Origin of the sequence: Virgibacillus necropolis, from assembly GCF_002224365.1 — a bacterium.
Classification (GTDB): domain Bacteria; phylum Bacillota; class Bacilli; order Bacillales; family Amphibacillaceae; genus Virgibacillus_F; species Virgibacillus_F necropolis.
Window position 1 is genome coordinate 3,560,007 of sequence record NZ_CP022437.1, and the last position, 25,979, is coordinate 3,585,985.

The following is a 25,979-nucleotide window of genomic DNA, read 5'->3' on the forward strand; positions in this document are numbered from 1 at the left end:
CCCCACAGATTAATTCTGCGGGGATGTTTTTCGTTTATACTAATTTTTTCTTCACATAACCATTGATAAACAAGTAATTAAAAATAAATCCCCCAACCAATATTATTCCTGCTCCCACGAATTCTTGCAGTGGCAAAAATACAATTGCAAATAGTACGGTTTGAATCAAACCCAGTTGAAATAACCACTTGATTACTGCATGTTTCCGCCATTTTGGATCAACAGGATACAAATCTAACCACATGATTGTTCGATGTTGATGATATAATGTCATCATCTGAAAACTACTCATGTAAAGAAATAATAACCCAAAAAGTATCTTCATCCAAACGTGAGGAACAAAATAAATGAACAGTCCTCCGATAACAATTAACCGTACATACATACCTAGGTAATCACCACTACGCACAAACGTAATTCGATATAAATAGTTAAACGTATGTTTATTTTGGAATGGAACTCTGCTGACAATGGAAGTGAGCCATTGTCGTCTTTTTACTTTGCTTTTTAAATGCGGAACATCTGTCGCCATATTGGCAATCCGGTAAAACGTCTGCATTCGGTTACGGTCCTTTTGTACAAGTAAATCCCATACAACACCCGCTTGTTTACGGGAAATAGTATAATCATACAAAAACACCACCATGTATAAACCTGTAGTAACTGCCGTTAATATCAAATCACCAAGAATTAGAAAATAGAATACGGCTACTGTAAGAACTGTTCGGGTAATTAGATCTGTTTGCCGAATACTAGAAGCCCTAAATTTCAACATCCACCAATTCGCTAGTAAATTCCATACTTTAAAAACAAGCATCACAAGAACGGTCAATAAATAACTTTCACGCTCAGGATAAGTTGCGGAATACAATGGTGCTAATGCTGCTGCAACGATTAACAGTAAGTATAATTGTATGACAAAGCTATAAAGTAATGCATTTCGAAAGTAAGCGTTCATTTTACTTTCTGCAGCTATTAAGAAAACCAAATCGGGCTCTTTTAATAATGTTCGAACTGGACTATAGCTTGCCGCTAATCCAAAGGCTATCCCAACAACCCAAGCTGTAGGAAAATTTGCAGGAAGATCTGCTATCCATTGTTGGTAATAAACCGCTACAGCAGATATGAAAAAAAGCATCGCTATCGCTGTATGCCCATTAAAAATATAACGCAGATAGCGGCTTGTCTCCTTTAAATGTTCAGAAAAACGATTTTTAAAAAACGCATGTGAATCAAACATGGCTTTCTTCTTCCTTTGTCAACTGTACATATAAATCATCTAATGTAGCATCTGGCATGCCAAAATCTGCACGAAGCGCTTCAAGTGTCCCATTAGCCCTTAATTTTCCATCATGTAAAATTACAAAACGATCACAATAGCGTTCAGCTGTAGCTAAAATATGCGTTGACATTAGTACGCCTGAGCCATTTAGTTTCATTTCATCCATTAACTGAAGGTAAGACTGAATTCCTAATGGGTCGAGCCCCACAAAAGGTTCATCTACTATATATAATGGTGGTTCAATTAAAAAGGCGCACATAATCATTACCTTTTGGCGCATCCCTTTTGAAAAATGCACTGGGAACCATTTTAACTTTTTCTCCATGCGAAATTCCTTCAGTAAAGGTGGTAACCGTTTTTCAAAAACATCTTCCGCAATATCATAGGCCATCGCTGTTAATTTTAAATGTTCATATAGTGTTAGTTCATCATATAAAATAGGCATTTCAGGTATGTAGGCCATTTGTTTTCGGTATGTCTCTGGATTTTCATTAAATGTTTTACCATTAATTGATACAGACCCTTTTTTTGCATGCATCAATCCGATAATATGTTTAATTGTCGTACTTTTACCAGCGCCGTTCAAGCCAATTAACCCGACAATTTCTTTTGGCTTAACATCGAGCGAAATACCATGAAGTACATTTTTATGTGTGTATCCCCCGTGTAAATCTTCAATATGTAACAATGGATTCATCGAATTTCCTCCTATATTTCTCACCTAAGAAAAACTCGCCATTCGCTTCGTATTTATTAGTGAATGGTAAAGTCTTTACATCAGCGTTTCCTTATAACTTATATACTTTCCCTACGTGTAAATAAATTTTACCATTGATCACGTTTAAAGCCAAAACAAACTATACTTTAAATTTCTACAAAATAATATGTATAGAATTGACGATTTTGTTCAAAATAACTCTTGTAGTCATGAGGATGGTCACTACAAAAAATTTCGTATCAAATACTAAATGAGGTGTATGTGATCGAACATTTAATGTAAACCCATTTTTATTCGATTAAATACTAAATGAGGTGTATGTGATCGCACATTCAGTGTAAACCCATTTTGTTATTTATTAAATAGTAAATGAGGTGTATGTGAAAGGACATCTAATGAAAACCCATTTTGTTCTATGTAATTCGTGGTCAGAAATACAAACAAAACGGTTTTTGTAAGTTAGTTAACCTGAACGACCATCATGCTAACTAATTACAAAAGTCCCCAATTTAGATGAACACCCATCCTCAGGCTACTTAAAAACAGGCTAGTCCAAAAAGTACAGCAGTGTACTTGCGGGCTATGCCTGTTATTATTTTAGTCTCTAGTTATAGCTTTACATTCATGCCCATTCCTTTATATAATAGATGAAAATACATTTAGGAGTGATTTGGATGAGTCATGAGGATTGCATTTTCTGTAAAATCATCGATGGTGATATTCCATCAGCCAAAGTTTATGAAGATGATTTTGTTTATGCCTTTTTGGATATAAGTCAGGTTACAAAAGGACATACACTAATTATCCCAAAAAAACATACAAAGAATATATACGAGACACCTGAAGATATCGCGCGTGAATTTTTCGCTCGTGTTCCAAAAGTCGCAAATGCAATAAAAGCTACCTACAATCCAATTGGTATGAACCTGCTAAATAACAATGAAAAACCAGCCGATCAATCCGTATTTCATTTACATATCCATCTTATACCAAGATACGGTGAAAATGATGGCTACTCTTCTAATTGGAAAACACATATGGATGACTATACTAGCGATGAATTACAAACAATTGCGAAAGAAATTAGTTCGTCAATAAAAAGCTAGATTAACGCTTTTTAATTCAGAAAAATTTTGTTATACTTATAATACGTTTCTGCAGCTGACAACGAGTGTACAGTTGAGAAACAGACGAAAAGTAGCTTAGCTGAGAAGAGGAGAGTTTAGATATGAATACAAGAGTTCTTATTATTTTATCCTTACTTGTAGGGATAGGAGCAGTTCTACACACAGTAGTACCAGCAATATTATTTGGGATGAAACCAGATATGTTATTATCTATGATGTTTCTAGGAATCATGCTATTTCCGAAATTGAAGTATGTTGTATTACTATCCATTGTAACTGCAATAATTTCAGCATTAACAACACTTGCTCCTGGAGGACAAATTGCCAATCTGATTGACAAACCAATTACAGCACTATTATTTTTCGGACTGTTTTTGCTTGTTAAAGATAAGGTCAATGACAAGATTAGTGCGCCAGCATTAACAGCTATAGGAACAATAATAAGTGGAAGTATATTTTTATTTTCAGCGCTATACATTGTAGGTCTTATGGATGGGGTATTTACAGCATTATTCTTAACAATTGTATTACCAACAGCTGCTGTAAACACAATTATGATGATTGTCGTTTACCCTGTGGTACAAAAAATCATGAGACGATCACAACCAATAACACTTTCAAATATTTAATAATAAACCGTTACCCATGTATATCCACTGGCACATTAGGTCAGTGGATATTTTTACACGTTAAATGCGTGTTCAAAAGGCGGCAAATTAGAAACAAGAAGTTCAAGGCGCGAAGATTTTGAGGACCGGACTTGCGCGTGTTGTGCTGACTTCTACGTTGTCCACAGGACGTGGACGGTTTTAGTAGAGGTTCCTCTATGCTGTTAATACGTGAGGACCGGAAAAACTGCGCAACGAAGAAATTCGCCGTTTATCATTTGGTGACTTTTTGAACAACCTCGTTAAATATTCGAGAAATAGGTTTACTTGTAGTACAATAGAAGGAAAGATATAGTATGGATTTGAAAGGAGCGAACTTCATATGGTAAAAGGCAAATCATTATTATTCGGTTTTGTTATTGGTGGAGTTGTTACTGCAACAGCAACATTACTAAGCACACCATCATCTGGAAGGGATCTACGCTTCCGTGCAAAAGAACAAGGTGTTGAGTGGAAAGATATGATTAGCAATTTAAAATTTGATGGAATGCGTTTGAAACAACAAATTACTGAAACCTCAAAAGAAGGTGCAGCATTAATTAAAGATTTAACCCAAGAAATCAAAAAGTCTGTTCAGGATTGGCAACAAACCGTTGAACCACACCAAGAAAACATCCACAAATACCTAGAACAAATCGAATCAAGTTTGAAAGATCTAGAAGAAAAAGTTAAGAATCAGTAATTTTAAATCAAAAGAAGGACTTCCTTAACGAAATGTTGAGAAAGTCCTTCTTAATTTCATTCCTCTGTTACTCAGCTGGTTTTAAATCTTCTATAGAGTCAATATCCATATATTTCGGAACAGCTAAACCAATTTTCGCACCTTTTAGATTTTCACCTAGATCTTCAAATTGATCAGTATATTTGTCATAAAACTCTTTATGTGTAACTGGCATCCAGGCAGCTAGAGTGGCATCACCATCACCTTCAGCAATAGCCTTAAAGACAATTGCGACATCGACAGGAGTGATTGTCACTTCAAAGCCTTTCGATCTTAAAACTTCAGCAACTACATTTGCAGACGCCCGCTCGGAATCCCAGGGAGTTGATACAAGTTCAATTCCAACTCCGTTTACATCCTCCACACCTTTTGTCCATTTTGAAACGGCATCTGGGTGTTCTTCAACCCATTTTTTTGCTACCTTAGCAATGTCAGTGCCCGTTTCCGTTGATTCAAGCATTATACCTTCCATATCTTCTACTTCCCAATGGAATTGGTCTAATAGTTTATATGCGTTAGGCTTATCTTCTTTTAATCCTTTTCGTGCTAGTGTTTTTATTACTTCAGTTTTTCCATAAACACCTTTTGGATCTTTGAGATATTTTAAATCTTTATATTTCGCGAACATCCAATGTGGATTCCAACCTGTAATAACAATTGGTTCTTGCTTTTGAATTGCTTCATCAAGTCTTGTCATCATCGCTGCGGTTGAAGATTGTTCAAGAGACCAGCCTTTTAAACTTTCATATTCCTCAATCGCCTTTTCAGTTGTGACTGTGATTCCTGCACCAGGTTCAATACCTGTAATCATGTGTTCGACTGCTTCACTGTAGCTCTTTTCATTACCACTTTTCTCACTTGCGTTCTCCTCATCTGATCCACAACCTGCTACTAGTAGAATTAACATTAGCCCTGCTATTACGATAATATTTTTGTCAAAGATCTTTTTCATACACAAAACATCCTTTCATTTTTATTCAGCTGGTTTTAAATCTTCAATAGAATCAATATCCATATATTTTGGAACAACTAATCCGATTTTGGCACCTTTTAAATTTGCTCCTAAATCAATAAAGTCGCCCTCATACTTTTCGTAAAATTCTTTTGTTGTAATTGGCATCCAAACCGCAACAGTAGCATCCGCATCGCCATTTGCAACTGCTTTATACATAACAGCTACATCGACTGGTGTGATTGTAACATCGAATCCTTTTTGTGACATAACCTTAGCTACGGCATTTGTAGCAGAAAGTTCGGATCCCCATTGTGTAGTTACTAACTCAATTTCCACACCATCGACGTCTTTAACGCCCTTCGTCCACTCCGAAACAACATCTGGATGGTCTTCCACCCATTTTTTAGCAACAACGGCTATATCTTTTCCACTTTCCTGTGCTTTTAACATAATACCTTCCATATCTTCTACTTCCCACTGGAATTGATCTAATATTTTATATGCTTGTGGCTTATCCTTTTTTAATTCTTTGCGTGCCAATGTTTTTATTACTTCTGTTTCCCCATACACACCTTTTGGATCTTTTAGATATTTTAAATTTTCATATTTTGCAAACATCCAATGTGGGTTCCAACCAGTTACAATAATAGGTTCTTTTTTTTCAATTGCCTCATCAAGTTGTGTCATCATTGCTGGGGTGGATGACTGATCAACCTTCCAACCTTCTAAACTGTCATATTCTTCAACTGCCTCTTCAGTTGTTACTGTGATCCCTGCCCCAGGTTCTATTCCAGTTATAATATGCTCAACTGCCTCACTATAACTTTCATCATTATTTGCACTTGAGTCAGCTTTATCCGAACCACAACCCGTTAGCATTACTATTATTATAAGGGCTGTCCATAGCAAAAAATTATTTTTCATACACAAACACTCTTCCTTCTATAGAAAACTAGGCATCCGTATTTCTTTAACAGCTAATGCTTAGTTTTCTGATTACAATATTTTATTCAACTGATTAGAAAAGCGCAAGCGCCCGTTTAGCAACGTACAAACTGGAGCACTCCGCAATGAGATAAAGGAAACATGCCCCTGCAACAGGGGTATGTCGACGCCTGAGCGACAGCCCGTAGTTAGTCGGCCTTCCTTTTTCAACAACCGATGTTGACTTATCGTAGTGGAGGAGTGTGAAGTTTGCTAGTTGCTGGGCGCTGGAGCTGGACATGACCGTTGATATAAGTAAGCTTAATAGAGCCAAATTATATACTTTCTTTATTTGTAATAAAAAACTGACACATAGATGCTGTATCAGTCCCTTATTATAAATATATTACCAATCAGTTGTTAACTATTATTTGATACCTTTAGTCCACTCAGCAACTTTATCTGGATTTTCTTCAACCCATGTTGCTGCAGCTTCTTCAGCATCGGCACCATTTTGAATTGCAAGCATTACACTTTCAATATCAGCTGGTTCCCAGTGGAACTGATCTAGTATCTTATAAGCCTTTGGCATGTCTTCTTCAAGCCCTTTACGTACCATTGTTTTAATTTGTTCCGCTTCTCCAAAAACACCTTTAGGATCTTCTAGATATTTTAAATCGTATTTCTGGAACTTCCAGTGCGGAGACCAACCAGTAACAACGATTTCTTCTTCAGCTTCAATAGCTTCCCCTAATGCAGTAGCCATTGCACCACTAGAAGATGTTTGAACTTCCCAATCGCTAAGATTTTCGTACTCTTTAACAGCAGATTCTGCCGCCGCTACTACACCTGCACCTGGTTCAATACCAGTAATCGTGCTTTCTGCCTGCGCATCTAAGTCTGCTATTGAATTAACATCCATATATTCTGGAACTACTAATCCAATTGCTGCCCCTTCTAGATTTGGACCTAAATCGACTAGCTGATCTTTATATTCAGAGTATAGCTCCCCATGTGTACCTGGTAACCATGCAGCAACCATACCATCTGTTTCAGCAGTGGCCACTGATTCCCACATTACTGCATTGTCAAGTGGTGTTACTGTAACATCAAATCCTTGTTCTTCTAATACTGTAGCAATAACATTTGTTGATGCGACTTCAGTATCCCATTCAACATATGATAGTTCAATTTCTTTTGACGCTTCTGCATTGCCTTCTGATGACCCCTCATCCGATGAACCTTCATCAGATCCACAACCTGCAGCTACTAATGATAATGAAAGTCCTGCAGCAATGCCGAATTTTTTCCAGTTAGGTTTAAACATAACTATAAATCTCCCCTTTTTTAAAGTTTTATCTATATGGAAAACTTTTCACTATGAAAAGATGCCAACAATTATTATGCTTTCTTACCCTTCGAATTCACGTTTTGTGTGAAACGATCAATAATAATCGCAAGAATTACTATTCCTACACCCGCTACGAAACCAGTTCCGACTTGCGCACGCTGGAGTGCAGAAAGTACTTCTCTACCAAGACCTGGCGCACCAATCATAGATGCAATGACTACCATGGAAAGAGCTAGCATGACCGTTTGATTAATTCCAGCCATAATGGTTGCTTTTGCCATCGGTAGTTCCACCTTAAATAACTTTTGTGAACCTGTACTACCAAATGCCTCTGATGCTTCAACAAGTTCTTTTGAAACCTGTCTAATACCTAAGTTAGTGAAGCGAACTGTCGGTGGCGTCGCGAAAATTAATGATGCAAACACCCCAGGTACCATACCAATTCCAAAGAATGCTACTGCAGGGATCAAATAAACAAAGGCAGGCATCGTTTGCATAAAATCAAGTATTGGAGTAATGATTGCCTCTGCTGTTTTACTTTTGGACATCAATATACCAAATGGAACCCCAATAATGACCGATAAGATACTAGATATCAGGACTAATGTAAAAGTATTCATCAAGTGTTCCCATAATCCTTGATTATAAATCAACCAAAGGCCTACTAGCGAAAATACGGCCAAACCAAGTTTTTTACCAGTAATAAAAAATGCTAATAATGCAACGATAATCATAATGATGAGTGGCGGTATAGCATATAAAGATTCAGAAACAAATTCCATAAATACATCAAAATTTTCTTCAATTGGAGTAAATATAAATGAAAAAGTTTCCGTCAATTTTTCAGTAAATTCCGCCGTCCAATCCGCTATTGGTATTTCTGGAGCAAAATCTATTATATTATTAAGCATGATCTAAATTCACCTCACCATCACCAGCAAGGGCTGCGATTAAAGCGCCGCGCACAATAATTCCAACTAACTTTTCTCCATCCATTACTGCTACAGGAATTGGAGAATCGTGAATAATGTTGAAAATATCATTTAATGCCGTATCTTTTTCTACTTTAGGTATATCCGTACGTAAAATTTCCTTAATATCACGTACATCTTTTTGTTTAGCTCCTGAAGCATCGTCCGCTGTAACATAACCTTGTAAATTACGTTTGCTATCGATAACAATAATGCTAGATAATCCTTCTTCACGCATTCTTTCAAGTGCAACACGGGGACCATGCTTTTCAACATTAATTGTTTCAGGCCGCTTCATAATCTGTTGTGCAGTTAATACTTTCGAACGATCGACATCTTCCACAAATCGTTCTACATAATCGTTTGCTGGATTCACTAGAATTTCTTCTGGTGTACCAATTTGCACAATCGACCCATCTTTCATTAAGGCAATTCTATCCCCTAATCGTAAGGCCTCATCTAAATCGTGCGTAATAAATATAATAGTCTTCTGCATGCTTGCTTGAAGATCTACCAATTCATCTTGCATCTCCTTACGAATTAATGGGTCAAGGGCTGAAAAGGCCTCATCCATTAATAAAACTTCAGGATCATTTGCCAGTGCACGTGCTAATCCAACACGTTGTTGCATACCACCAGACAATTGGCCAGGGTTTTGATGAATGTATCCACCAAGACCAACCATTTCCAATGATTCCTGAGCCTTTTTCTTTCTTTCTTCCTTTGGCACCTTTTGGATTTCTAAGCCATATTCTGCATTTTCTAGGATTGTTCGATGAGGAAATAATGCAAATCGTTGAAAAACCATACTCATTTTTTCTCTGCGAACATCTCGAAGTTCTTTTTTATTCATGTTAGAAAGATCTTCACCATCTATTAAAACACTGCCTTCTGTTGGCTCAATCAAACGATTCAATAAACGTACTAGTGTTGACTTTCCACTTCCTGACAATCCCATAATGACAAATATTTCTCCGGCTTCAACTGAAAATGTTGCACGGTTTACCCCAACCGTATTCCCAGTTTCTTTTAAAATTTCATCCTTAGATGTTCCCTTATCTAACAGGTTTAGCGCCTGCCTAGGGTTCTTGCCGAACACTTTTGATAAATCATTTACTTCAATGACCGGCACATCGTTCACCTCTACTTTTCTATGTTCCTTTTCGCTAGCGTCTATGCATTTAGTCGTAATACTTTATAATTAGAAACAAAGCAAATAAATAAGACGTTAACTCCGAACAGCTTTTTTTCCACTTCCCTACTATATAACGTAAAGCTCATACATTTCAAACGTTATACACTAACGTTTTTGTATAAAATGTTTGTACAGATTGAACTGTACGTAATTGACAGGCGTATATCTTTTATTTACTTGTAAATGCTTTAATTTCCTATTATATGTATGATTTCCAATAAAATCCCTTTTGTTGTAACCTTTATATAGAAAGCCTTTTAGGAGGATTTTATGATGGAACAAACAAATGATCAACTTACTAACAAAATTGTGACTGAATTTGCAAAAACGATTGAACTATTTGATTTGACCCCACTTGAGGCAAGACTTTTTGCCTATTTATATTTGATAGAAAATCCAATGACACTAGATGAAATGAGTGAGGCAATTGGTAAAAGCAAAACATCAATGAGTACTAGTATTAGAAGCTTACTAGATTTAAAATTAGTCACACGTGTATGGAAGAAAGGCGTTCGTAAAGACTTATACCAAGCTAATGCGCAGTTGTTTAAAACATTTATGAATTCTTATACTAATAAATGGATTGATGCAGCTAACCACCAAAGAAGCTCCTTGGGAGAGATTCAAAAGAGTTTAGATATTACTTCACTTGATGACGATCTTCTACCCATTTATAATCGTCTATCAACTATTATGGATTTCCACAAAAAAATCGAAACTTTTTTCCTCGACATGAAAAAAAATGATTAAAAAACTGATGGTCATATTTCGCTTAATTGCAAATATTACCATCAGTTTTTTTATTGTCTAGCGCTTTCTTATTTACCCTTTATTGCAATACCTCGTTCTAACAACGTTATAAATTCCTTTATTAATTGTGGAAAATAGCCCTCTCTTTCTAACGCATAAATGGTTTCGTTTGGCTCCAACTTTTCAGTCAACATTCCCGCAAAATGAATCAATAAAGATGTAAAGTCCAAGAATCCTTCTTCCTTTTGTAATAGATATTTACTTTCTAACATTTGTAGTAGCTGGAATAGTTCGCTATATTCTTCTTCTGTTACATTATTTTCTATGACTAACTTGACCAACGGGTATTGGTTAACATCAATTAGTCTTGATAGTAATTGAACATGAAAGGACATCATTGTTATTTTATAATCATTGTGATTCAAACCTATCCACCCCCTATTTCCCACTAAAAAAGTTCACCAATAAACACTCTCTGAAAGCCTATGTATCAACGTCTCAGCATAAATGAAAATTATTTAATAAAAATTAACAAAAAAACTATTGCTTTTTCATTTGAAACGTACTATTATTCATTAAGGATTGAGCCACCAATACAGCTAGAATCATATAAAGGAGGGTCAAAAATGAACTGCTGGAAATCCATAAATTTCACAAAAGAATTTGGTACAAACAGATTGTATTTTCTTTCATTTTTGATCGGGCTACTATCATTCGTATTTCTTTTTGTACCTTTTTCTAGTATTCATGGTACGTCACACGTAAATGAATTTGGCATTGTGCCTCTCCTCGGTTTAGTTATCTTAATGCCGACTATTCATTCATTTATGCATATATTACCATTAATTATGATGAATAAACGAACTAAAATATATTTTAACCTAAAAAAGAGTATTATTCCTACTTGTAGATATCATGCGAAAACATTTTTATCAAAGCCAATGTCTTTAATGATGGCAATTGCACCAACATTGTTCATTACAATTCCAGGTATTTTTGCATCGTTAGTATTTGTTGATTATTATGTATATATTCTATTATTTACAGCAATCCATATCGGAGCATCATTTACCGATTTTCTCTACACTCTTCACATTATAAAGGCGCCTAGACGTGCTTTTATTGAAAGTGAAAATGAAGGTTTCGCCATATTAGTCAAAGCAAAAAATTAACAAAAAGAAATCACCTGAATAGCAAATTCAGGTGATTTCTTTTCGTTAAACTACTTTAACACTATCCATACGTAAAAAAATTTGGTAAAGTAAGAAATGTGGTGTTTTCGAAGTTCCGTAATTTATTAAACAATAATTAAGAATACATCTCCAATAGGATTTAAGGAGGTTTGTTATGAGTATAGTTTATGTATTTTATGCACTGTTTGTTCTATTAATTTTTAATTCACTGACACACCAATTTTGCTTAAAAATGGAAATGAATCAAAAAAAGCAATCAACGGTTTTTAGGGTTATAAATCTGATGATTATGGTCTTACTTGTATCTTCCTATATCCGGGTGTTAAATGTAGTTACATAAAGATTAGTAAAAACTATGTAAAATCCAAATAAGACTATTTATTTTGTTACATACTATGGTATATTAATCATTAGTTTTTAACCATTAGATTAGGAGTGTTTAATAAATGAAAAAACTAGCAATTGCATTAACATTGTCAGCAGGAGTACTAAGTTTAACAGCCTGTAATAACTCAGATGCAGAATCAGGCAAAGAAGCGGTTGTAGAAACAGCAGCAGGTAATATTACAAAAGATGCATTTTATAATGAAATGAAAGATACTTACGGTGGCCAAGCTTTACAACAAATGGTACTTGTTAAAGTTCTTGAGGATAAGTACGACGTACCAAAAGAAAAAGTTGATGCTGAAGTAAAAAAACTCAAAGATCAATTTGATGAAAAGCAACTTGAAATGATGCTTCAACAACAGGGTTATAAGGATCTAGATGCATACCGAGAAGCATTAGAGATTAGCTATTTACAGCAAGCTGCTGTGACAGAAGATATTAAAATTAAAGATGAAGAAATCAAAACACAGTACGAGCGAATGAAAACAGAAGTTAAAGCCTCTCATATTTTAGTCGCCGATGAAAAAACTGCTAAAGAAGTAAAACAAAAGCTTGCGGATGGTGGGGATTTTGCTGAATTAGCAAAAGAGTATTCGACAGACAAAGCTAGTGCTGAAAAAGGTGGCGACCTTGGCTACTTCTCAGTCGGCAAGATGGTCCCAGAGTTTGAAGACGCTGCTTATAGCTTAGAAGTTGGAAAAGTTAGTGAACCGGTAAAAACGCAGCATGGTTTCCACATTATTAAAGTGACGGACAAGCGTGACAGCGAGGCAAAAATTGGGTCGTTTGAAGAAGAAAAAGAGGGTATTCGTAGTGAGTTAGCAGCTAAGAAAGTTGACCCAGCAAAAGCCCAAGAAAAACTTACTAACTTATTGAAAGATGCTAAGATTGATGTAAAAATTGATCAATATGAAGACTTATTCAAGGTAGAAGAACCTAAGCAAGAAGGCGCTTCTAAGGAAGAAGGAAGCAAATAAAGTGTAAATAAGAAGATGCTGATCCAATATGGATCAGCATCTTCTCTTGGTCAATTTCATCTCGGGTTTGCGCTTTTTCTATTGCGACATAAATTCTTTTCGGTCTTTTGTTTCTCGTTCTTTTTCCATCCGATCAATAAAGACTCTTCCTTCACGTTCAATAAATTGTTGTTCAAGTCTACGTTCTGCCCTCATTGCTCGATAGGCCATATATCCACTTAAAAAAATAAATAAGATCATCATAATAACCCACCAAGGTACTCCAATAATCATTATATTGCCCCCTTGTCCACCTCTTCTTTAACAAGTATATGAGGACAACTTTTAAATAATGACTATGATTTTATTGTTCCTCAAATAAAGGTTTATAGAATGATCGGTTATCCAGTGCAAAAATTCTTTCGGTAAACTCACCAGGCTTCACCTTTTCCAATGAACGATTTAGCATATTCATCTTAGCATCAATTAAATCAATCAAGTGTAAGAGTTCTGCTTCTCGGACCATAGGTGGTTTTGGACTGCCCCATTCAGCTTTTCCATGATGGGATAAAACTAAATGTTGTAGAATAAGAACCTCTTCACCTTCAATTTGCAACTCACGTGCAACATGACCAATTTCTTCTACCATCATCGGAATATGTCCAAGCAATTTTCCCTCTATTGTATAAGATGTTGTAATGACACCAGATAACTCTTTTAACTTACCTAAGTCATGGAGGATAACACCCGCGTACAATAAGTCTTTATTTATTTGTGGGTAAAGCTTATGTAACTCTTTCGCTAATGCGATCATGCTAACAACATGGTGTGCCAAGCCTGATACATATTCATGATGATTTTTCGTTGCAGCAGGATACGTTAACAGTGCATCCTGGTACCTTTTAACAAATGCTCGGACAATCCTCTGCATAGTAGGATTTTTCATTTCAAAAATAGCTTCAGTCAGTTTTTCCATTAACGCTTCTTTTTCTACTGGAGCTTTTTCAATAAAATCTGTAACATGTACATCATCAGTAGACTGCGCGGGTCTTAACGATAAAATCTTAAGCTGGGCCTTACCTCGAAATTGATTGATTTCTCCAGCTAATTTAACGATTTGCTCAGCAACAAATAGTTGTTCATCCTCTTTTGTGATATCCCATAGCTTAGCATCAATTTCCCCAGAAGAGTCTCGGAGAATTAAAGTCAAAAATGGCTTACCATTACTTGCCATACCCCGATTTGCTTCTTTAATGAGTACAAATCCATCAAAAGCATCACCAATGTTTATATAACCCAATCCTTTGTTCATACCCTCTTCCCCCTCAGTGCAATTATCTTTCTTATTCTTTTGGTATAAGATCAAAAATTTCCCCAGATTCAATAACCTGTATAAACTTCATCAACCATTTGTAGTAATTTTGAGCATAACGAAGCCGGTCAATATCACTATTAATAGTATTCTTTAAGTCTTCATTATTTGTCGACTCGCGTATCTTTTCCAGTTCCTCAATTGTTTCGTCAGCTTCTTCAATATTTGTTTCAGTATGATGGCGCCAGCGGTTACCAAATAGGGAAGTAAAAGATTTATACCAATCCTCTTCCGATTTATATAAATCCTTGCGTATGCCTTTTTTAAATGTTGATTCAACCATTTTCATATCTGTTAAAGCACGTACTCCTGTCGACATGCTGGTTTTACTCATTTCAAGTGCATCTCGCATATCATCTAATGTCATAGGCTCATTTGCAAAATATAGAACACCATATAACCGGCCAACAGAAGGAGTGATCCCGTACAGATTCATATTTTTAGCAATTACTTGGATGAACTTTTCTTTTGTTTCTTCATATTGTTCCCGATTGCTTATCTCGTCTAGTTCAGACAATGGATGCCCCCTCCATTCGTATTATTTACCCCTTTATATATAAAAAATTTTATCACTAACTATCATATTTTGCGAATAGATTCATGTAAAACAGTGATATTACTAGCAGTAAGATCTTTTATAAGTCCTTTTTTACATGTAAATAAGAGTACTTGTCTCTTTTTTGAAATACTAGCTATTAGATCCATCATGTATTCTACCCGGATATCATCAAAATGCACAAATGCATCATCTATAATAAATGGCATGTTATGTGTCTTACTCATCACTTCACTAATTGCCAATCTTAAAGCTATATATAATTGATCTCTTGTGCCTTGAGACAATTCATTTACCGTATACCTTAGATGGTTGGCTGATTCAACCTGAAATGGCTGATTTTTAGATGGTGCATAGACATTAGTGTAAGCATGATTGGTAAGCATAACAAAGTAATCTGATGTTTGATTGATTAGCCGTTCCATGTATTTATCACGGTAGTTATTTTTTGTTTCGACTAACATTTCCTTTGCACTTTTTAAAATAGCCCATTTTTCTCCAAGCTTATTTAGTTCAGCAGTTTCGATATGAAGACGGTGCATGATTTGGGAATGCTCGTCTGAACCTTCCATGTATGCTAAGTCAGCGTCGATTGCTGCAAATTGTTCGCGCTCTTTCTCTAATTTTTGTTCAGCTAGTTCGAGGTTTTTTTGATATTTTTTTTGTTTTTCTTCTATATCCGTTATCTCTCCTATACTGTCAGCAGCAAATTCAACTATTTTATCTTCCGAATAAGTCATGCTAAGTTGTTCCTTTATTTCTTCTATTTTCAACTTAACTTGTTTTTCGTCTTCGAGCAATGTGTTCTTTTGATAAAACTGTTCTTCCGTTTCTACCTCCGCCACTTTCATCAGGTTCAATTGTTCACGCTGGAAAACCTGAAGTTTTTTTTTCAACGATTCAACTTGTTCGTTTGCGGTTTTCTTCCATGCTTCATATTGTTCTAATAAACGAAGCGTACCGTCATGTTCTTCTACTTTTTCATGAAGAAAGGCAAAACCAGTATCGATTGATTTATATTTCGATTCCCAATTTCTATCTTTAAGAAACCTCATTATAAATTCACGATGATTCAACTCTACTTCCTTCACATCTGCTAATTGCTGTTTTTTACTTTTCCATTCAAGGTTTTGCTGTAATAAAGATTTAAACGCGTGATAGAATGCAGGCCAGTTACTTATATCTATTGTCTCCAAAATCGGATAAAGTTTGCGCTGATGCGTGACCTTTTCATCCACTCGATTTGCTTTTTGAATCATTAATTCATGACGCTCTTGCCATTTTATTTGTTCAATTTTATTTGTCTCGAGTTTTTCACCAATAGTTTCCACCTGTCTTACTGCTTCATCATGACTTGAAAGTAGTTGTGTCGCTTCCTCCTTTTCTTCTAACGTAACCATTACATTATTTGAATCACCAGTATTATTTGTAATTAATTGCTCTATTGTTTCCGTTGATCGCTTACCAATTATCCATTGAGCAATTCCAAATCCAAAACTTGCAAGCATGACTCCATAACCCCACGTATAGTCCTGAAAAAATCCAAACAGCCCAAAAAGAAGGCCTATGATAATACTTCCACTAAAAATGATCAGGGAATTTTTATGTCTCTTATTTTTGATAGCTTCAAAATCAGTTTTCTGTTTACCTTCATTTCCCCTGTAATGATAGTTATTGTAATCATGAACCCGGTGGGAAAGCTCATCAACTTGTTTTGCAGGTAATCGGTATTCATTACATTTGTTTAGGCTATTTTTTAATTCGATTTTTTGTTTCTTTTGAACCGCTTCTTCTTGAGCTAATTTTTCTTTCTCTATACGGAGTTGCTGAGTTTCCTCAGATAATTGTACCCATGTGTTTTCCGTTTGATAAGTAAGGGATATATCGCTCAAATCAACAGGTTTAAGATTCGTATCGATAGCTAGTAATTCGTTTTTTAATCCAACCTCTTGCTCTTTAATCCAACCTTCCAGACGCTTTATTTCTTTTACATCTTCATTGTAAGAGTCTTGAGTTTCTAGAAGTTGTTTCACCTCATCATACGTATTAGATTTCAATAATAACTCCTTTAATTCTGCTTGTTTATTCTCGTATGAGGTGACATTGTTTTTTAATACCTGAAGTTCACTTTCAAGAGGCAAAATGTTTTCTTTTAAGGATTCCAAGCGTTTTATCCCGTCTTCAGGAAATGTAATCACCTTTGGAAAGGTTGCTAATTGGTGTTCATATTTAGAAAGTTTTTGTAAACTCGGAAGTGCTTGTCGCATCTTTTCACTTTCTGAAACATTCTTCTTTTCAACCTGAATTGTACGCTGAAGTTCCTTTATTTGCGCATTAATTTCAGCAAGCTTTGTCTTTTTTTCACTATATGTTTTTTCATGGCTTTTAACCGTTTGTATTTTATTAGTTAAGTCGTCAAGGTAATCAAGCTGTTGATTAATGATCGGTCTTTTACCAAACGGTTTAAATAATTCACTAATTTTCGTATCAAGCCGTTTCTCAACAGCATAAATGTCAGTAAATCCTGTTAAACCAACCCCGAGCAAAATGTCGCCAATATCCTCTTCATTCATCGTTTTTAAAGTGGTTAAATCTAGTGCATCAAATGAAAAAATCGACTGATAGGTCTGGCGAGTGATGCCATGTAAACGTCTTTTTAGCCATGCTTCATCTGCCTCTTCTCCATTTGGTAATAGACATTTTGCATAACCGTTATTTACTTCATCTACACGCTCAATCGTGTATTCTCCTATTCCTTCTTCCACTATTGTCAACATTCCCCCCATTTTACCACTTGTCTTCGAACGGAAAAAAGCACGCTTTTTCGGGGATAGTCCAAATAACATAAAAAGAATAAATTGCTGAAGACTTGACTTCCCTGATTCATTTTCACCATAAATAATCTGAAGTTCACTAGGATGAAAATCTATTTGAAAGTCATGCCATTTGGCAAATCCATATACTGTAGCACGTATAAATTCCATATTAATCCTCACCCTTCAGCAACTCATTTACTAACAACTGCTTCGCTTGTTGTCGCACGTCATCGATCTTCGTAATTGGTTCTATATATTTTCGTGCTTGTTTATGACGATATAATTCTTCCATATATGTATGAATAGGTGCATCCTCACTGTGACGTAGTAATTCACCGATAAAATGTTCGCCTTTTCTTAATTCGTTTTCATTGTGCGATTGATCTATCTTAACGGTATATCGAAAAATAAAATCCCATCTACTTTCCGTCATCAATGTATCATTTAGTAGCTCTATCGTATCCTCAATCAAGCCATCTCGTACCCATAAGTTTAATGCTGGATTTGTTCCCTTTAATTCTACCGACAGCAATTGTGGAACCTCATACTTTTGTTCTTGAATCGTATCCCGTATCACTTCTTCTAAAGCGTGTGGTTCCGTGCAGTTAGATACATCCACTAGTAATGTATTAAATTGGATCGCTTGTAAAGGAAGGAAGCATACATCAGTCTGGCTTTTATTTAGAACAACATGATAACATCCTCTTGCACCTGTTTCTTTACGATTTCGACCTTGAGTGTTACCTGAGTACACGATAGGTGGATTCTGCTTTAACATTTCAGGTTTATGAATATGCCCAAGAGCCCAGTAATCAAATTCCTTATTCGTAAGCTCGCTCAAATAAAACGGCGCATATGTATCATGTTCCGTATTACTAATTAAGCTTCCATGAAGCATGGCGATATGGAAGGGGACTTCTTGATTATGAAGTTTAAATTCAGCGGTTTTGTTTTGTAGAACCGATCGATTTTCGTAGCTAAACCCATAGATGTTAGCTACTGATTTAGCTTGTTTAGTAAATGTAAAATGGTTTACCTTTTCTTCGTTAAAAATATATACATTGTCAGGGTACACGACAGGGTACGTATTACCGCTTACAAAATCATGATTACCGTAAGATAAATAAACCTTTATGTCATAACGGTTTAGTTCTTCAAAAGCTTTCTTTAATTTAATTTGTGCTTTTAAGCTTTGACGTTCATTATCAAATAAGTCTCCTACTAATAAAATAAAATCTACTTTTTTTGAAATAGCTGTTTTAACTAGATTATCTAGAGCATTAAATGTACTGACTTGAATTTGTTTAAAAATATTTTCTGGTACACTCGCCATGCCTTGAAATGGACTATCTAAATGTAGATCTGCTGCATGAATAAATGATAGTTGTTCCGTCATCGTTATACATCTCCTAACTTTACGTTATTGATAATCTATTTTACCAAAAGATGAATACGAATGCACGTTCTGCCTCGTTTTTCCCCATAAAAAGATTCCCCATATAGCTAATCAACTATACGGGGCTCTTTGTGATTTTCTATTCTTTTTTAGAAAGAGCAATCGCTTTTCTAATATCCTTTAGCGAACTAGATTTACCATACATCAATACTCCGCCTTTATAAACCCGGGCACCAATGACAGCTAACAAAATAATGGATCCAACTAGAATACCTAAAGATAGTGCCACCTCCCAGAATGGTATATCCAACATTCCAACACGCAAAAACATCAACATTGGTGTAAAGAATGGAATATACGAGCTAATTACCACAAGGTTCGAATCTGGAGCACTAAGTCCATATATTGCAATGAAAAAGGCTATCATAATAAGAAAGATCATTGGCGTTATTAACTGTTGCACATCTTCTGTCCTACTTACTATTGAACCCAGCATGGCGGCTAGTGTTGCATACAACAAATACCCTAGTATGAAAAAGACGAGCGCATAGATAAAGAGTGAAGGTGACGCGCCTTGGATACCAAAATATTGAAAAACACCACCTGTAAGCTCATCCTGTTTTGACACTAGTAATGTAAAACCAAGTCCTAAAATTAATCCAACTTGTGTTAATCCTAGTAAAGCAATACCAATAATTTTTGCAAACATCTGTGTGACAGGTGACACACTGGAAACCAAAAGTTCCATAACACGCGATGATTTTTCAGTTGCCACATCTGTAGCAATCATATTACCATACGTAATTACGGATAGATAAAGAACGAACAGCATGACATAGACAATCCCACGGGCCTGATTAAGTTCCTCAGATGATTTAGCACTCTCGTCAAGTGCAACTGTATGAAACGTTACCGGGGAATAGATCTCCGTGATGGTTTCTTGATCGACACCCGCTTGCTTAGTTGCTGCTGCAACTTTTAATTGTTGTAATTGTTGTTGAATCGCCGTTTGTTCAGCAGAATCAACAATATTACTTGCATAATATGTTGCTTCCGGCAGTTGATTTGCGTTCAACGTCAAGGTAATAAGTGCTGCAAACTCTTCATTTTCAACAGCTTTTTTTCCCGTTTCTACCGACTTGCCATATGCGATAACATCTATATCTTCATTCGCATTTTCTACACTTTTCTCAAGTGATTTGAAAAACTCACCAGTCTCATCTAGTACAGCAATTTCACTTTTTCCATCATCTGAAAACGCATCAAATATTGCTTGATAATTTGCTAGACCAACAACAAATAATAACGTGATAATGGTACTTATTAAAAATGATTTCGTTTTAAATCGTGTCATATACGTATGAGACATAACAATCCAAAATTTATTCATAAGAGGCACCCACCTTTTCAATAAAGATGTCATTCAATGTCGGTTCCTCTAAATCAAACTTTCTGATAAACCCTTGCCCTTGTAGGCTTGTAAAAATGGATTGAGATACCTGTTCATTTTCTATTTGCAACTCACATCCACCTGTTACAGCCTTATATTTAGTTACACCATCATAACTACGTAAATAGTTAAGATCCATATCCCCGTGGACTATTAGATTCTTCTTACCATAAGAACTTTTTATATCTCGCAAGTGTCCATGAACAATCTGCTTTCCTTTTTGCAAAATACATAAATGCTCACATAGCTCTTCCACATGATCCATTTGATGAGATGAAAAAATAATCGATGTCCCACGTTCTTTTAAATCAACAACAGCTTTTTTTAACATTTCAACATTAATCGGATCAAGTCCTGAGAATGGTTCATCCATGATTAAAAGCTTTGGTTTATGTATGACAGCTGAGATGAATTGGATTTTTTGCTGGTTCCCTTTTGAAAGTTCTTCTACTTTTTTATCGATATATTCAGGAACCTTGAAACGTTCTAACCATCCTTCAAGCTCGGTAATAATTTCACTCTTTTTCATACCCCGTAATTTTCCTAAATAAACAATTTGCTCTCTTACCTTCAATTTTGGGTATAATCCACGTTCTTCAGGCAGGTAGCCAATAAGATGACTTTTATCATAGCTAATAGATTCGCCATTCCAGGAAATCTCCCCATCTGAAGCATCTAATAATCCTAGAATCATTCGGAATGTTGTGGTTTTACCTGCCCCATTTCCACCAAGGAATCCAAACATTTCCTTTTCCGGTATTTCTAAAGATAGATTGTTAACAGCAGTATCCTTGCCGAATCGTTTTGATACATCTTTTAATACTAACGTCACTACATCCTCTCCCTTCCCTTACTATTGTACGTTTTGTATACATAATGGTTTCAATTTTTATCTTCTTTTTTGTAACGTAAGCAGTTGTAATCATTAATGTTTTCTTTTCTTCTTCTCATGCTTTTTTTACCGTTTAAAAATGTATATACTATAGGTAAGTTAAAACTTTGGGGGAATTATTATGCGTACGTATGCTTTAACTGTTTTTAAACAAACTGGAGAAAAGTTGTTGGACGAATCATTTACCGCTGAAAATGATAATGAAGCAAAAAAGGTTGGTAATGCTCGATTGGCTGAAGAAGGATATTCCGAACATACACACCGTTGTGTATCACCTGAAGCCAAGCTAGTTTTATTCCATCGGTAAGAATGAGAGCGACTCTACAAAACTTTGTAGAGTCGCTCTCTTTATTCGCCTATAAACGTTGGTTTACGTTTTTCGAGGAAAGCACTTACCCCTTCTTGATGGTCTTTTGTTTGCCTTAATTCCCATTGATTTTTCTTTTCCTCAGTTAGGTAATGTTGTAGATTACTCTTATTATCGTTATGATACATGAGTTTTGTTTTGACTATGGAAGATAGCGGTTGTATTAATAGGCTTTTGGCTAGTGAAGTTGCATGATTTAAAACAGGCTCATCACTAACCTGATCAACCAAGTTCATCGAATAAGCAGTCGTTCCATCTACTTTTTTCATACTCCAAATAAATTGTTTTGCGCCATGGACACCTAACCGTTCCTTCAACCAAAAATGACCTCCCCCATCAGGTGCCAAGCCAACTCCAAGAAACAACATTCCAATCTTTGCATCATTTTGCGCGACAACGTAATCAGCTACTAGAGCTAGACTAAGACCAAGTCCTGCTGCTGATCCTTTAATAGCAGAAATGACAATTTTTGGCATTAAATACAATTTCATTGTGATTTTTTCAACCGTTTCCATTACTTCATGATAAAAATCCTGGTTCTTCCAATCAGTCATCATAGAGATATCCCCGCCTGCACAAAAAGCTTTACCCTTTCCGCTAATAATAACAATATGATCGTCACTTTGTTCGACCTGGATAATAACCTCAAGCAACTCATGTAACATTTCTTTATTTAATGCATTGTAACGATCTGGTCGATTCAAATAAATATATCCTATTTGATCAATACTTTCGTATAAAACAGTTTCCATGCTGAGCACTCCTCGTATTACAAGTTTCTACCTCTTTCATTAATTCTCTACTTATTACAAAAGTCCTGCTTAGAAAACTTGGCTTATCGCCAAGCTTTAATGGCGAAAGCCTTAGTTGCCCTTATACTGATATCCACTAAAAATTTATACTTTCTTATCAGTGAAAAAAATACAACCCATAGTTAAATCACTATGGGTTGTACACTAACTATCTATTCGGCTGATTCTTCAGCTGATTCAGGTTCTCCGTATAATTCTTCTAATGGCTTGGTAATAATGCGACTTACATCGTTGATTACCATATTTAAACGTTGCTCTTGTTCCATTAGTTTAGAAATATCCTCATGTTGTTGAACTAACTCTACAACCTGACGAGCCTTCTCTACTTCTTCCTCGGTAATCTCTTGTCCTTGCATTTGTTTTTCTTGTAATTCCATTTGTGTATCACGGAAATTTTCAAACATTTGCTTAGCAGATTCATCACTCATTACTTTTTCGTATGCGTTTTCTAAATTTTTAAATTCTTCACTTTCACGAATTGCTTTTTCTAAATCGTATGCACTGTCATAAATATTAGGCACTGTAATCCTCCTTCAATTTCAATCTTAAACAACTATAACAAACAAGAAGTAGCATGTATACCAATTCGAATAATCGTGCCATTAAATGTAAAGCTTTTTCAAAACTAAAACTATTGTTATACTAGAGAAAAGTTCAGTGAAAGAGGATATGTTATGATAACCAAATTAAAAAAGGTCTTCCCTTCGTTAATTACATATGATTCAAATTCAGAACAATCACCCGTGGGTTACAAGTGGTATGTGACAGAAGATGAAAAGATCCTAGGAATTGATAAAAATGAAATCTCAACTAAGGATGAAGCTTTGTTATCTACTTTCTTGTCACCCTATTCCGATGTAGAGCTTCCGTTAACAATTAAGGAAAAATTCTGGCAAGATATACTCCATCGTGAACAAACGTTAACGGAAAATGACCATGTAAGCTCTTACCGTTTTGTTCACTTTTCATTCCAACAAAATAAAGTAGAACCAAATCTTTTCAGGGAAGCTATTCAAAGTATCTTTTCAAAACCCCTTCCAATTTTATGGTTAACGGATCATCAAGGTATATTGATTGAAGAACAAACAGAGGTATTAGAAGAATCAATTGCTTACAATGAGATCATTGATATTTTAATGAGTGATTTATATGTAAAAATCCGTTTTTTCGTCGGGCCTTTTATGACTGCTTTAGGAGATGCAAAACAGTTTTATTCAAGATTTGTTGAAGGTGCAACTACAATTTTTAAATACACCGATAAACAAGTTATTTCATATAAGGAAGCTATCCCGTATTTATTTGCCGATCAAGTAAGTGATTCCTTTCGTGATGAAACAAAGTATTTCTTATTAAAAGAAGTACTGGATGATATGGAACTAATCCACACAATCGAAACATTTTTTGCATGTAATTTAAATATAACGGTTACTGCTAAGGAATTGTACATGCACCGTAACAGTTTACAATATCGAATTGATAAATTTGTTGAAAAAACCGGAATTGATATTCGTCAGTTCCATCAAGCAGCAACAGTTTATCTTGCTCTCATTTCTAAAAAGTAAAACCTCTACTAGAAAACATGCACAAAGAATAGAGATTTCTTTGTGCATGTTTTACGTATACATTTTCACGAATATTTTATAAACTTAATGTACTTAATAATTGGAGGTTTGAAAATGGCGGAATTACGATTAGAACATATTCAAAAATCTTATGATAAAAAAGTAATAGCAGTAGATGATTTCAACTTACATATTCATGACAAAGAATTTATCGTATTTGTTGGACCATCTGGATGTGGAAAGTCCACAACACTTCGCATGATTGCTGGGTTAGAGGAAATTTCAAATGGTGATTTATTAATTGACGATAAAAAGATGAACGATGTTGCTCCAAAAGATCGGGATATTGCAATGGTATTCCAGAACTATGCATTATATCCACATATGAATGTATATGATAATATGGCTTTTGGTTTGAAGCTTCGTAAATTTAAAAAAGATGAAATTGATAAACGCGTCCAAAATGCTGCAAAAATTTTGGGCCTTGAATCCTATTTAGACCGTAAACCAAAGGCGTTATCTGGTGGTCAACGTCAACGTGTTGCATTAGGGCGTGCTATTGTACGTGATGCTAAGGTATTTCTTATGGATGAACCGTTATCAAACCTTGATGCAAAGTTACGTGTTCAAATGCGTGCTGAAATCCAAAAGCTGCACAAACGCTTACAAACAACAACCATCTATGTAACACATGATCAAACAGAGGCTATGACGATGGCAACCCGACTCGTTGTTATGAAGGATGGTCTCATTCAACAAGTAGGCGCTCCAAAGGAAGTTTATGATAAACCTGAAAATATATTTGTCGGTGGATTTATTGGTTCGCCATCCATGAACTTCTTAAACGGAACTTTACAAGATGGTCACTTCGTCATGGATGACATCAAAATCAAAGTTCCTGAAGGTAAAATGAAAACGCTTCGTGAACAAAACTTTATCGATAAAGAAATAATTCTTGGCATACGTCCAGAAGACATACATGATGAACCACTATTTATTGAAGCTACAAAAGAAACAAAAATTACCGCTACTATTGAAGTTGCTGAGTTGATGGGGGCAGAAACATACCTTTACTCCAAAGTTAACGAGCAGGATTTCATTGCGCGAATTGATTCACGTTCAGACATAGATGGCGGTGAGCAATTAGATGTTGCATTTGACATGAATAAGGCACATTTTTTCAATCCGGAAGACGAACAGCGGATACGATAAACTATTGTAAAATGGACATGATATATGTGTATATAATAAGAGGGACGTCATATTGACGTCCCTCTTTCATCTGGTTTTAGCTAAGGGGATACCTAAGCTTTTAGTCCATGGTTATTTAGGTTGTTGTCCATTAAGTTGTTGTTGAGCAGTTTGAACTAGACGCTTTGTAATTTCACCACCAACAGAACCGTTAGCACGTGAAGCTGTGTCTGCACCTAAATTAACGCCAAATTCTTGAGCAATTTCATACTTCATTTGATCAAGAGCTTGTTGTACGCCGGGTACTACTAATTGATTTGAATTGTTACTTGCCATGTTATATCACCTCCTGTAATCATATTGTGTA

27 protein-coding genes and 1 pseudogene are annotated in these 25,979 nt (G+C 35.5%); 10 read left to right on the forward strand and 18 right to left on the reverse strand.

Annotation, left to right across the window (positions count from 1 at the left end):
- Nucleotides 1-34 precede the first annotated feature (34 nt).
- Both CFK40_RS16930 and CFK40_RS16935 read right to left on the reverse strand, forming a co-directional pair.
- On the reverse strand, nucleotides 35-1,240 hold the full coding sequence (locus tag CFK40_RS16930) for an ABC transporter permease (RefSeq protein ID WP_089533577.1): 1,206 nt from the start codon (nucleotides 1,238-1,240) through the stop codon (nucleotides 35-37).
- Nucleotides 1,233-1,979 carry an ABC transporter ATP-binding protein gene (locus CFK40_RS16935; protein ID WP_089533578.1) on the reverse strand — a complete coding sequence of 249 codons (747 nt, stop codon included), beginning with the start codon at nucleotides 1,977-1,979 and terminating at the stop codon, nucleotides 1,233-1,235. The genes CFK40_RS16930 and CFK40_RS16935 overlap by 8 nt, the downstream gene beginning before the upstream one ends.
- A 695-nt stretch (nucleotides 1,980-2,674) precedes the next feature.
- Here CFK40_RS16935 and CFK40_RS16940 point away from each other — a divergent pair.
- The 3 genes from CFK40_RS16940 to CFK40_RS16950 all read left to right on the forward strand — a co-directional run bounded on the left by CFK40_RS16940 (nucleotide 2,675) and on the right by CFK40_RS16950 (nucleotide 4,477).
- Nucleotides 2,675-3,106 (forward strand): HIT family protein, encoded by a 432-nt coding sequence (locus tag CFK40_RS16940; protein ID WP_089533579.1) that lies wholly within the window; start codon nucleotides 2,675-2,677, stop codon nucleotides 3,104-3,106.
- Between the two features lie 122 nt (nucleotides 3,107-3,228).
- Nucleotides 3,229-3,756 carry a tryptophan transporter gene (locus tag CFK40_RS16945; RefSeq protein ID WP_089533580.1) on the forward strand — a complete coding sequence of 176 codons (528 nt, stop codon included), beginning with the start codon at nucleotides 3,229-3,231 and terminating at the stop codon, nucleotides 3,754-3,756.
- Nucleotides 3,757-4,117: 361 nt separating this feature from the next.
- The gene (locus CFK40_RS16950) at nucleotides 4,118-4,477 is read left to right on the forward strand and encodes a YtxH domain-containing protein (RefSeq protein WP_089533581.1); all 360 of its coding nucleotides are present in this window, start codon (nucleotides 4,118-4,120) and stop codon (nucleotides 4,475-4,477) included.
- A gap of 67 nt (nucleotides 4,478-4,544) precedes the next feature.
- Here the strand turns inward: CFK40_RS16950 and CFK40_RS21715 are convergent, their stop codons facing one another.
- From CFK40_RS21715 to CFK40_RS16975, 5 genes and pseudogenes are all read right to left on the reverse strand, one after another.
- Nucleotides 4,545-4,988, reverse strand: a complete 444-nt coding sequence (locus CFK40_RS21715; RefSeq protein ID WP_319418060.1) for a glycine betaine ABC transporter substrate-binding protein — start codon at nucleotides 4,986-4,988, stop codon at nucleotides 4,545-4,547.
- Nucleotides 4,974-6,395: pseudogene (locus CFK40_RS21720) on the reverse strand (glycine betaine ABC transporter substrate-binding protein); the annotation flags it as partial. The gene CFK40_RS21715 and the pseudogene CFK40_RS21720, both read right to left, overlap by 15 nt.
- 427 nt (nucleotides 6,396-6,822) lie before the next feature.
- Nucleotides 6,823-7,722 (reverse strand): glycine betaine ABC transporter substrate-binding protein, encoded by a 900-nt coding sequence (locus tag CFK40_RS16965; protein ID WP_089533584.1) that lies wholly within the window; start codon nucleotides 7,720-7,722, stop codon nucleotides 6,823-6,825.
- Nucleotides 7,723-7,796: 74 nt separating this feature from the next.
- Entirely contained in the window at nucleotides 7,797-8,657 is an 861-nt protein-coding gene (locus tag CFK40_RS16970) for an ABC transporter permease (RefSeq protein ID WP_089533585.1), read from the reverse strand.
- Entirely contained in the window at nucleotides 8,650-9,849 is a 1,200-nt protein-coding gene (locus CFK40_RS16975) for a quaternary amine ABC transporter ATP-binding protein (protein WP_089533586.1), read from the reverse strand. The genes CFK40_RS16970 and CFK40_RS16975 overlap by 8 nt, the downstream gene beginning before the upstream one ends.
- A gap of 333 nt (nucleotides 9,850-10,182) precedes the next feature.
- On the opposite strand from CFK40_RS16975, the gene CFK40_RS16980 reads away from it, so the two are divergent.
- Nucleotides 10,183-10,662 (forward strand): GbsR/MarR family transcriptional regulator, encoded by a 480-nt coding sequence (locus tag CFK40_RS16980; protein WP_227001808.1) that lies wholly within the window; start codon nucleotides 10,183-10,185, stop codon nucleotides 10,660-10,662.
- Between the two features lie 68 nt (nucleotides 10,663-10,730).
- Here CFK40_RS16980 and CFK40_RS16985 read toward each other — a convergent pair whose 3' ends face one another.
- Nucleotides 10,731-11,087 (reverse strand): DUF1878 family protein, encoded by a 357-nt coding sequence (locus CFK40_RS16985; RefSeq protein ID WP_227001809.1) that lies wholly within the window; start codon nucleotides 11,085-11,087, stop codon nucleotides 10,731-10,733.
- Nucleotides 11,088-11,288: 201 nt separating this feature from the next.
- Here CFK40_RS16985 and CFK40_RS16990 point away from each other — a divergent pair, with 201 nt between their 5' ends.
- The 3 genes from CFK40_RS16990 (at nucleotide 11,289) to CFK40_RS17000 (ending at nucleotide 13,219) form a co-directional block, all read left to right on the forward strand.
- Entirely contained in the window at nucleotides 11,289-11,834 is a 546-nt protein-coding gene (locus tag CFK40_RS16990) for a DUF3267 domain-containing protein (RefSeq protein WP_089533588.1), read from the forward strand.
- 175 nt (nucleotides 11,835-12,009) lie between these two features.
- Complete coding sequence (locus CFK40_RS16995) at nucleotides 12,010-12,195, forward strand: hypothetical protein (protein WP_089533589.1); 186 nt, start codon at nucleotides 12,010-12,012, stop codon at nucleotides 12,193-12,195.
- A 106-nt stretch (nucleotides 12,196-12,301) separates the two neighbouring features.
- Nucleotides 12,302-13,219: a peptidylprolyl isomerase gene (locus CFK40_RS17000; RefSeq protein ID WP_089533590.1), complete on the forward strand. Its 918-nt coding sequence runs from the start codon at nucleotides 12,302-12,304 to the stop codon at nucleotides 13,217-13,219.
- Nucleotides 13,220-13,297: 78 nt separating this feature from the next.
- Here CFK40_RS17000 and CFK40_RS17005 read toward each other — a convergent pair whose 3' ends face one another.
- The 7 genes from CFK40_RS17005 to CFK40_RS17035 form a co-directional block, all read right to left on the reverse strand.
- Nucleotides 13,298-13,492: a sporulation YhaL family protein gene (locus CFK40_RS17005; RefSeq protein ID WP_089533591.1), complete on the reverse strand. Its 195-nt coding sequence runs from the start codon at nucleotides 13,490-13,492 to the stop codon at nucleotides 13,298-13,300.
- Between the two features lie 70 nt (nucleotides 13,493-13,562).
- Complete coding sequence (gene yhaM, locus CFK40_RS17010; protein ID WP_089533592.1) at nucleotides 13,563-14,510, reverse strand: 3'-5' exoribonuclease YhaM; 948 nt, start codon at nucleotides 14,508-14,510, stop codon at nucleotides 13,563-13,565.
- Between the two features lie 31 nt (nucleotides 14,511-14,541).
- Nucleotides 14,542-15,087: a GbsR/MarR family transcriptional regulator gene (locus CFK40_RS17015; protein ID WP_227001810.1), complete on the reverse strand. Its 546-nt coding sequence runs from the start codon at nucleotides 15,085-15,087 to the stop codon at nucleotides 14,542-14,544.
- Nucleotides 15,088-15,149: 62 nt separating this feature from the next.
- Entirely contained in the window at nucleotides 15,150-18,110 is a 2,961-nt protein-coding gene (locus CFK40_RS17020) for an ATP-binding protein (protein ID WP_089533593.1), read from the reverse strand.
- 1 nt (nucleotide 18,111) lies between these two features.
- Nucleotides 18,112-19,338: a metallophosphoesterase family protein gene (locus tag CFK40_RS17025; RefSeq protein WP_089533594.1), complete on the reverse strand. Its 1,227-nt coding sequence runs from the start codon at nucleotides 19,336-19,338 to the stop codon at nucleotides 18,112-18,114.
- Between the two features lie 139 nt (nucleotides 19,339-19,477).
- A complete protein-coding gene (locus CFK40_RS17030; RefSeq protein WP_089533595.1) occupies nucleotides 19,478-20,728 on the reverse strand; it encodes an ABC transporter permease in 1,251 nt (416 codons plus the stop codon).
- Nucleotides 20,721-21,620 carry an ABC transporter ATP-binding protein gene (locus tag CFK40_RS17035; RefSeq protein WP_089533596.1) on the reverse strand — a complete coding sequence of 300 codons (900 nt, stop codon included), beginning with the start codon at nucleotides 21,618-21,620 and terminating at the stop codon, nucleotides 20,721-20,723. Before CFK40_RS17035 ends, CFK40_RS17030 begins: the two co-directional genes overlap by 8 nt.
- 181 nt (nucleotides 21,621-21,801) lie before the next feature.
- On the opposite strand from CFK40_RS17035, the gene CFK40_RS17040 reads away from it, so the two are divergent.
- Nucleotides 21,802-21,987 (forward strand): YhzD family protein, encoded by a 186-nt coding sequence (locus tag CFK40_RS17040; RefSeq protein WP_089533597.1) that lies wholly within the window; start codon nucleotides 21,802-21,804, stop codon nucleotides 21,985-21,987.
- A gap of 41 nt (nucleotides 21,988-22,028) precedes the next feature.
- On the opposite strand, the gene CFK40_RS17045 is transcribed toward CFK40_RS17040, so the two are convergent.
- Together CFK40_RS17045 and CFK40_RS17050 are read right to left on the reverse strand one after the other, a co-directional pair.
- Nucleotides 22,029-22,799: an enoyl-CoA hydratase gene (locus tag CFK40_RS17045; protein WP_089533598.1), complete on the reverse strand. Its 771-nt coding sequence runs from the start codon at nucleotides 22,797-22,799 to the stop codon at nucleotides 22,029-22,031.
- A gap of 212 nt (nucleotides 22,800-23,011) precedes the next feature.
- A complete protein-coding gene (locus CFK40_RS17050) occupies nucleotides 23,012-23,380 on the reverse strand; it encodes a YlbF/YmcA family competence regulator (RefSeq protein WP_089533599.1) in 369 nt (122 codons plus the stop codon).
- A gap of 153 nt (nucleotides 23,381-23,533) precedes the next feature.
- On the opposite strand from CFK40_RS17050, the gene CFK40_RS17055 reads away from it, so the two are divergent.
- Nucleotides 23,534-24,421 (forward strand): PucR family transcriptional regulator, encoded by an 888-nt coding sequence (locus tag CFK40_RS17055; protein ID WP_089533600.1) that lies wholly within the window; start codon nucleotides 23,534-23,536, stop codon nucleotides 24,419-24,421.
- A 114-nt stretch (nucleotides 24,422-24,535) separates the two neighbouring features.
- Nucleotides 24,536-25,633: an ABC transporter ATP-binding protein gene (locus tag CFK40_RS17060; protein ID WP_089533601.1), complete on the forward strand. Its 1,098-nt coding sequence runs from the start codon at nucleotides 24,536-24,538 to the stop codon at nucleotides 25,631-25,633.
- Between the two features lie 111 nt (nucleotides 25,634-25,744).
- Here the strand turns inward: CFK40_RS17060 and CFK40_RS17065 are convergent, their stop codons facing one another.
- Nucleotides 25,745-25,948 (reverse strand): alpha/beta-type small acid-soluble spore protein, encoded by a 204-nt coding sequence (locus CFK40_RS17065; protein ID WP_089533602.1) that lies wholly within the window; start codon nucleotides 25,946-25,948, stop codon nucleotides 25,745-25,747.
- Nucleotides 25,949-25,979: the final 31 nt, after the last annotated feature.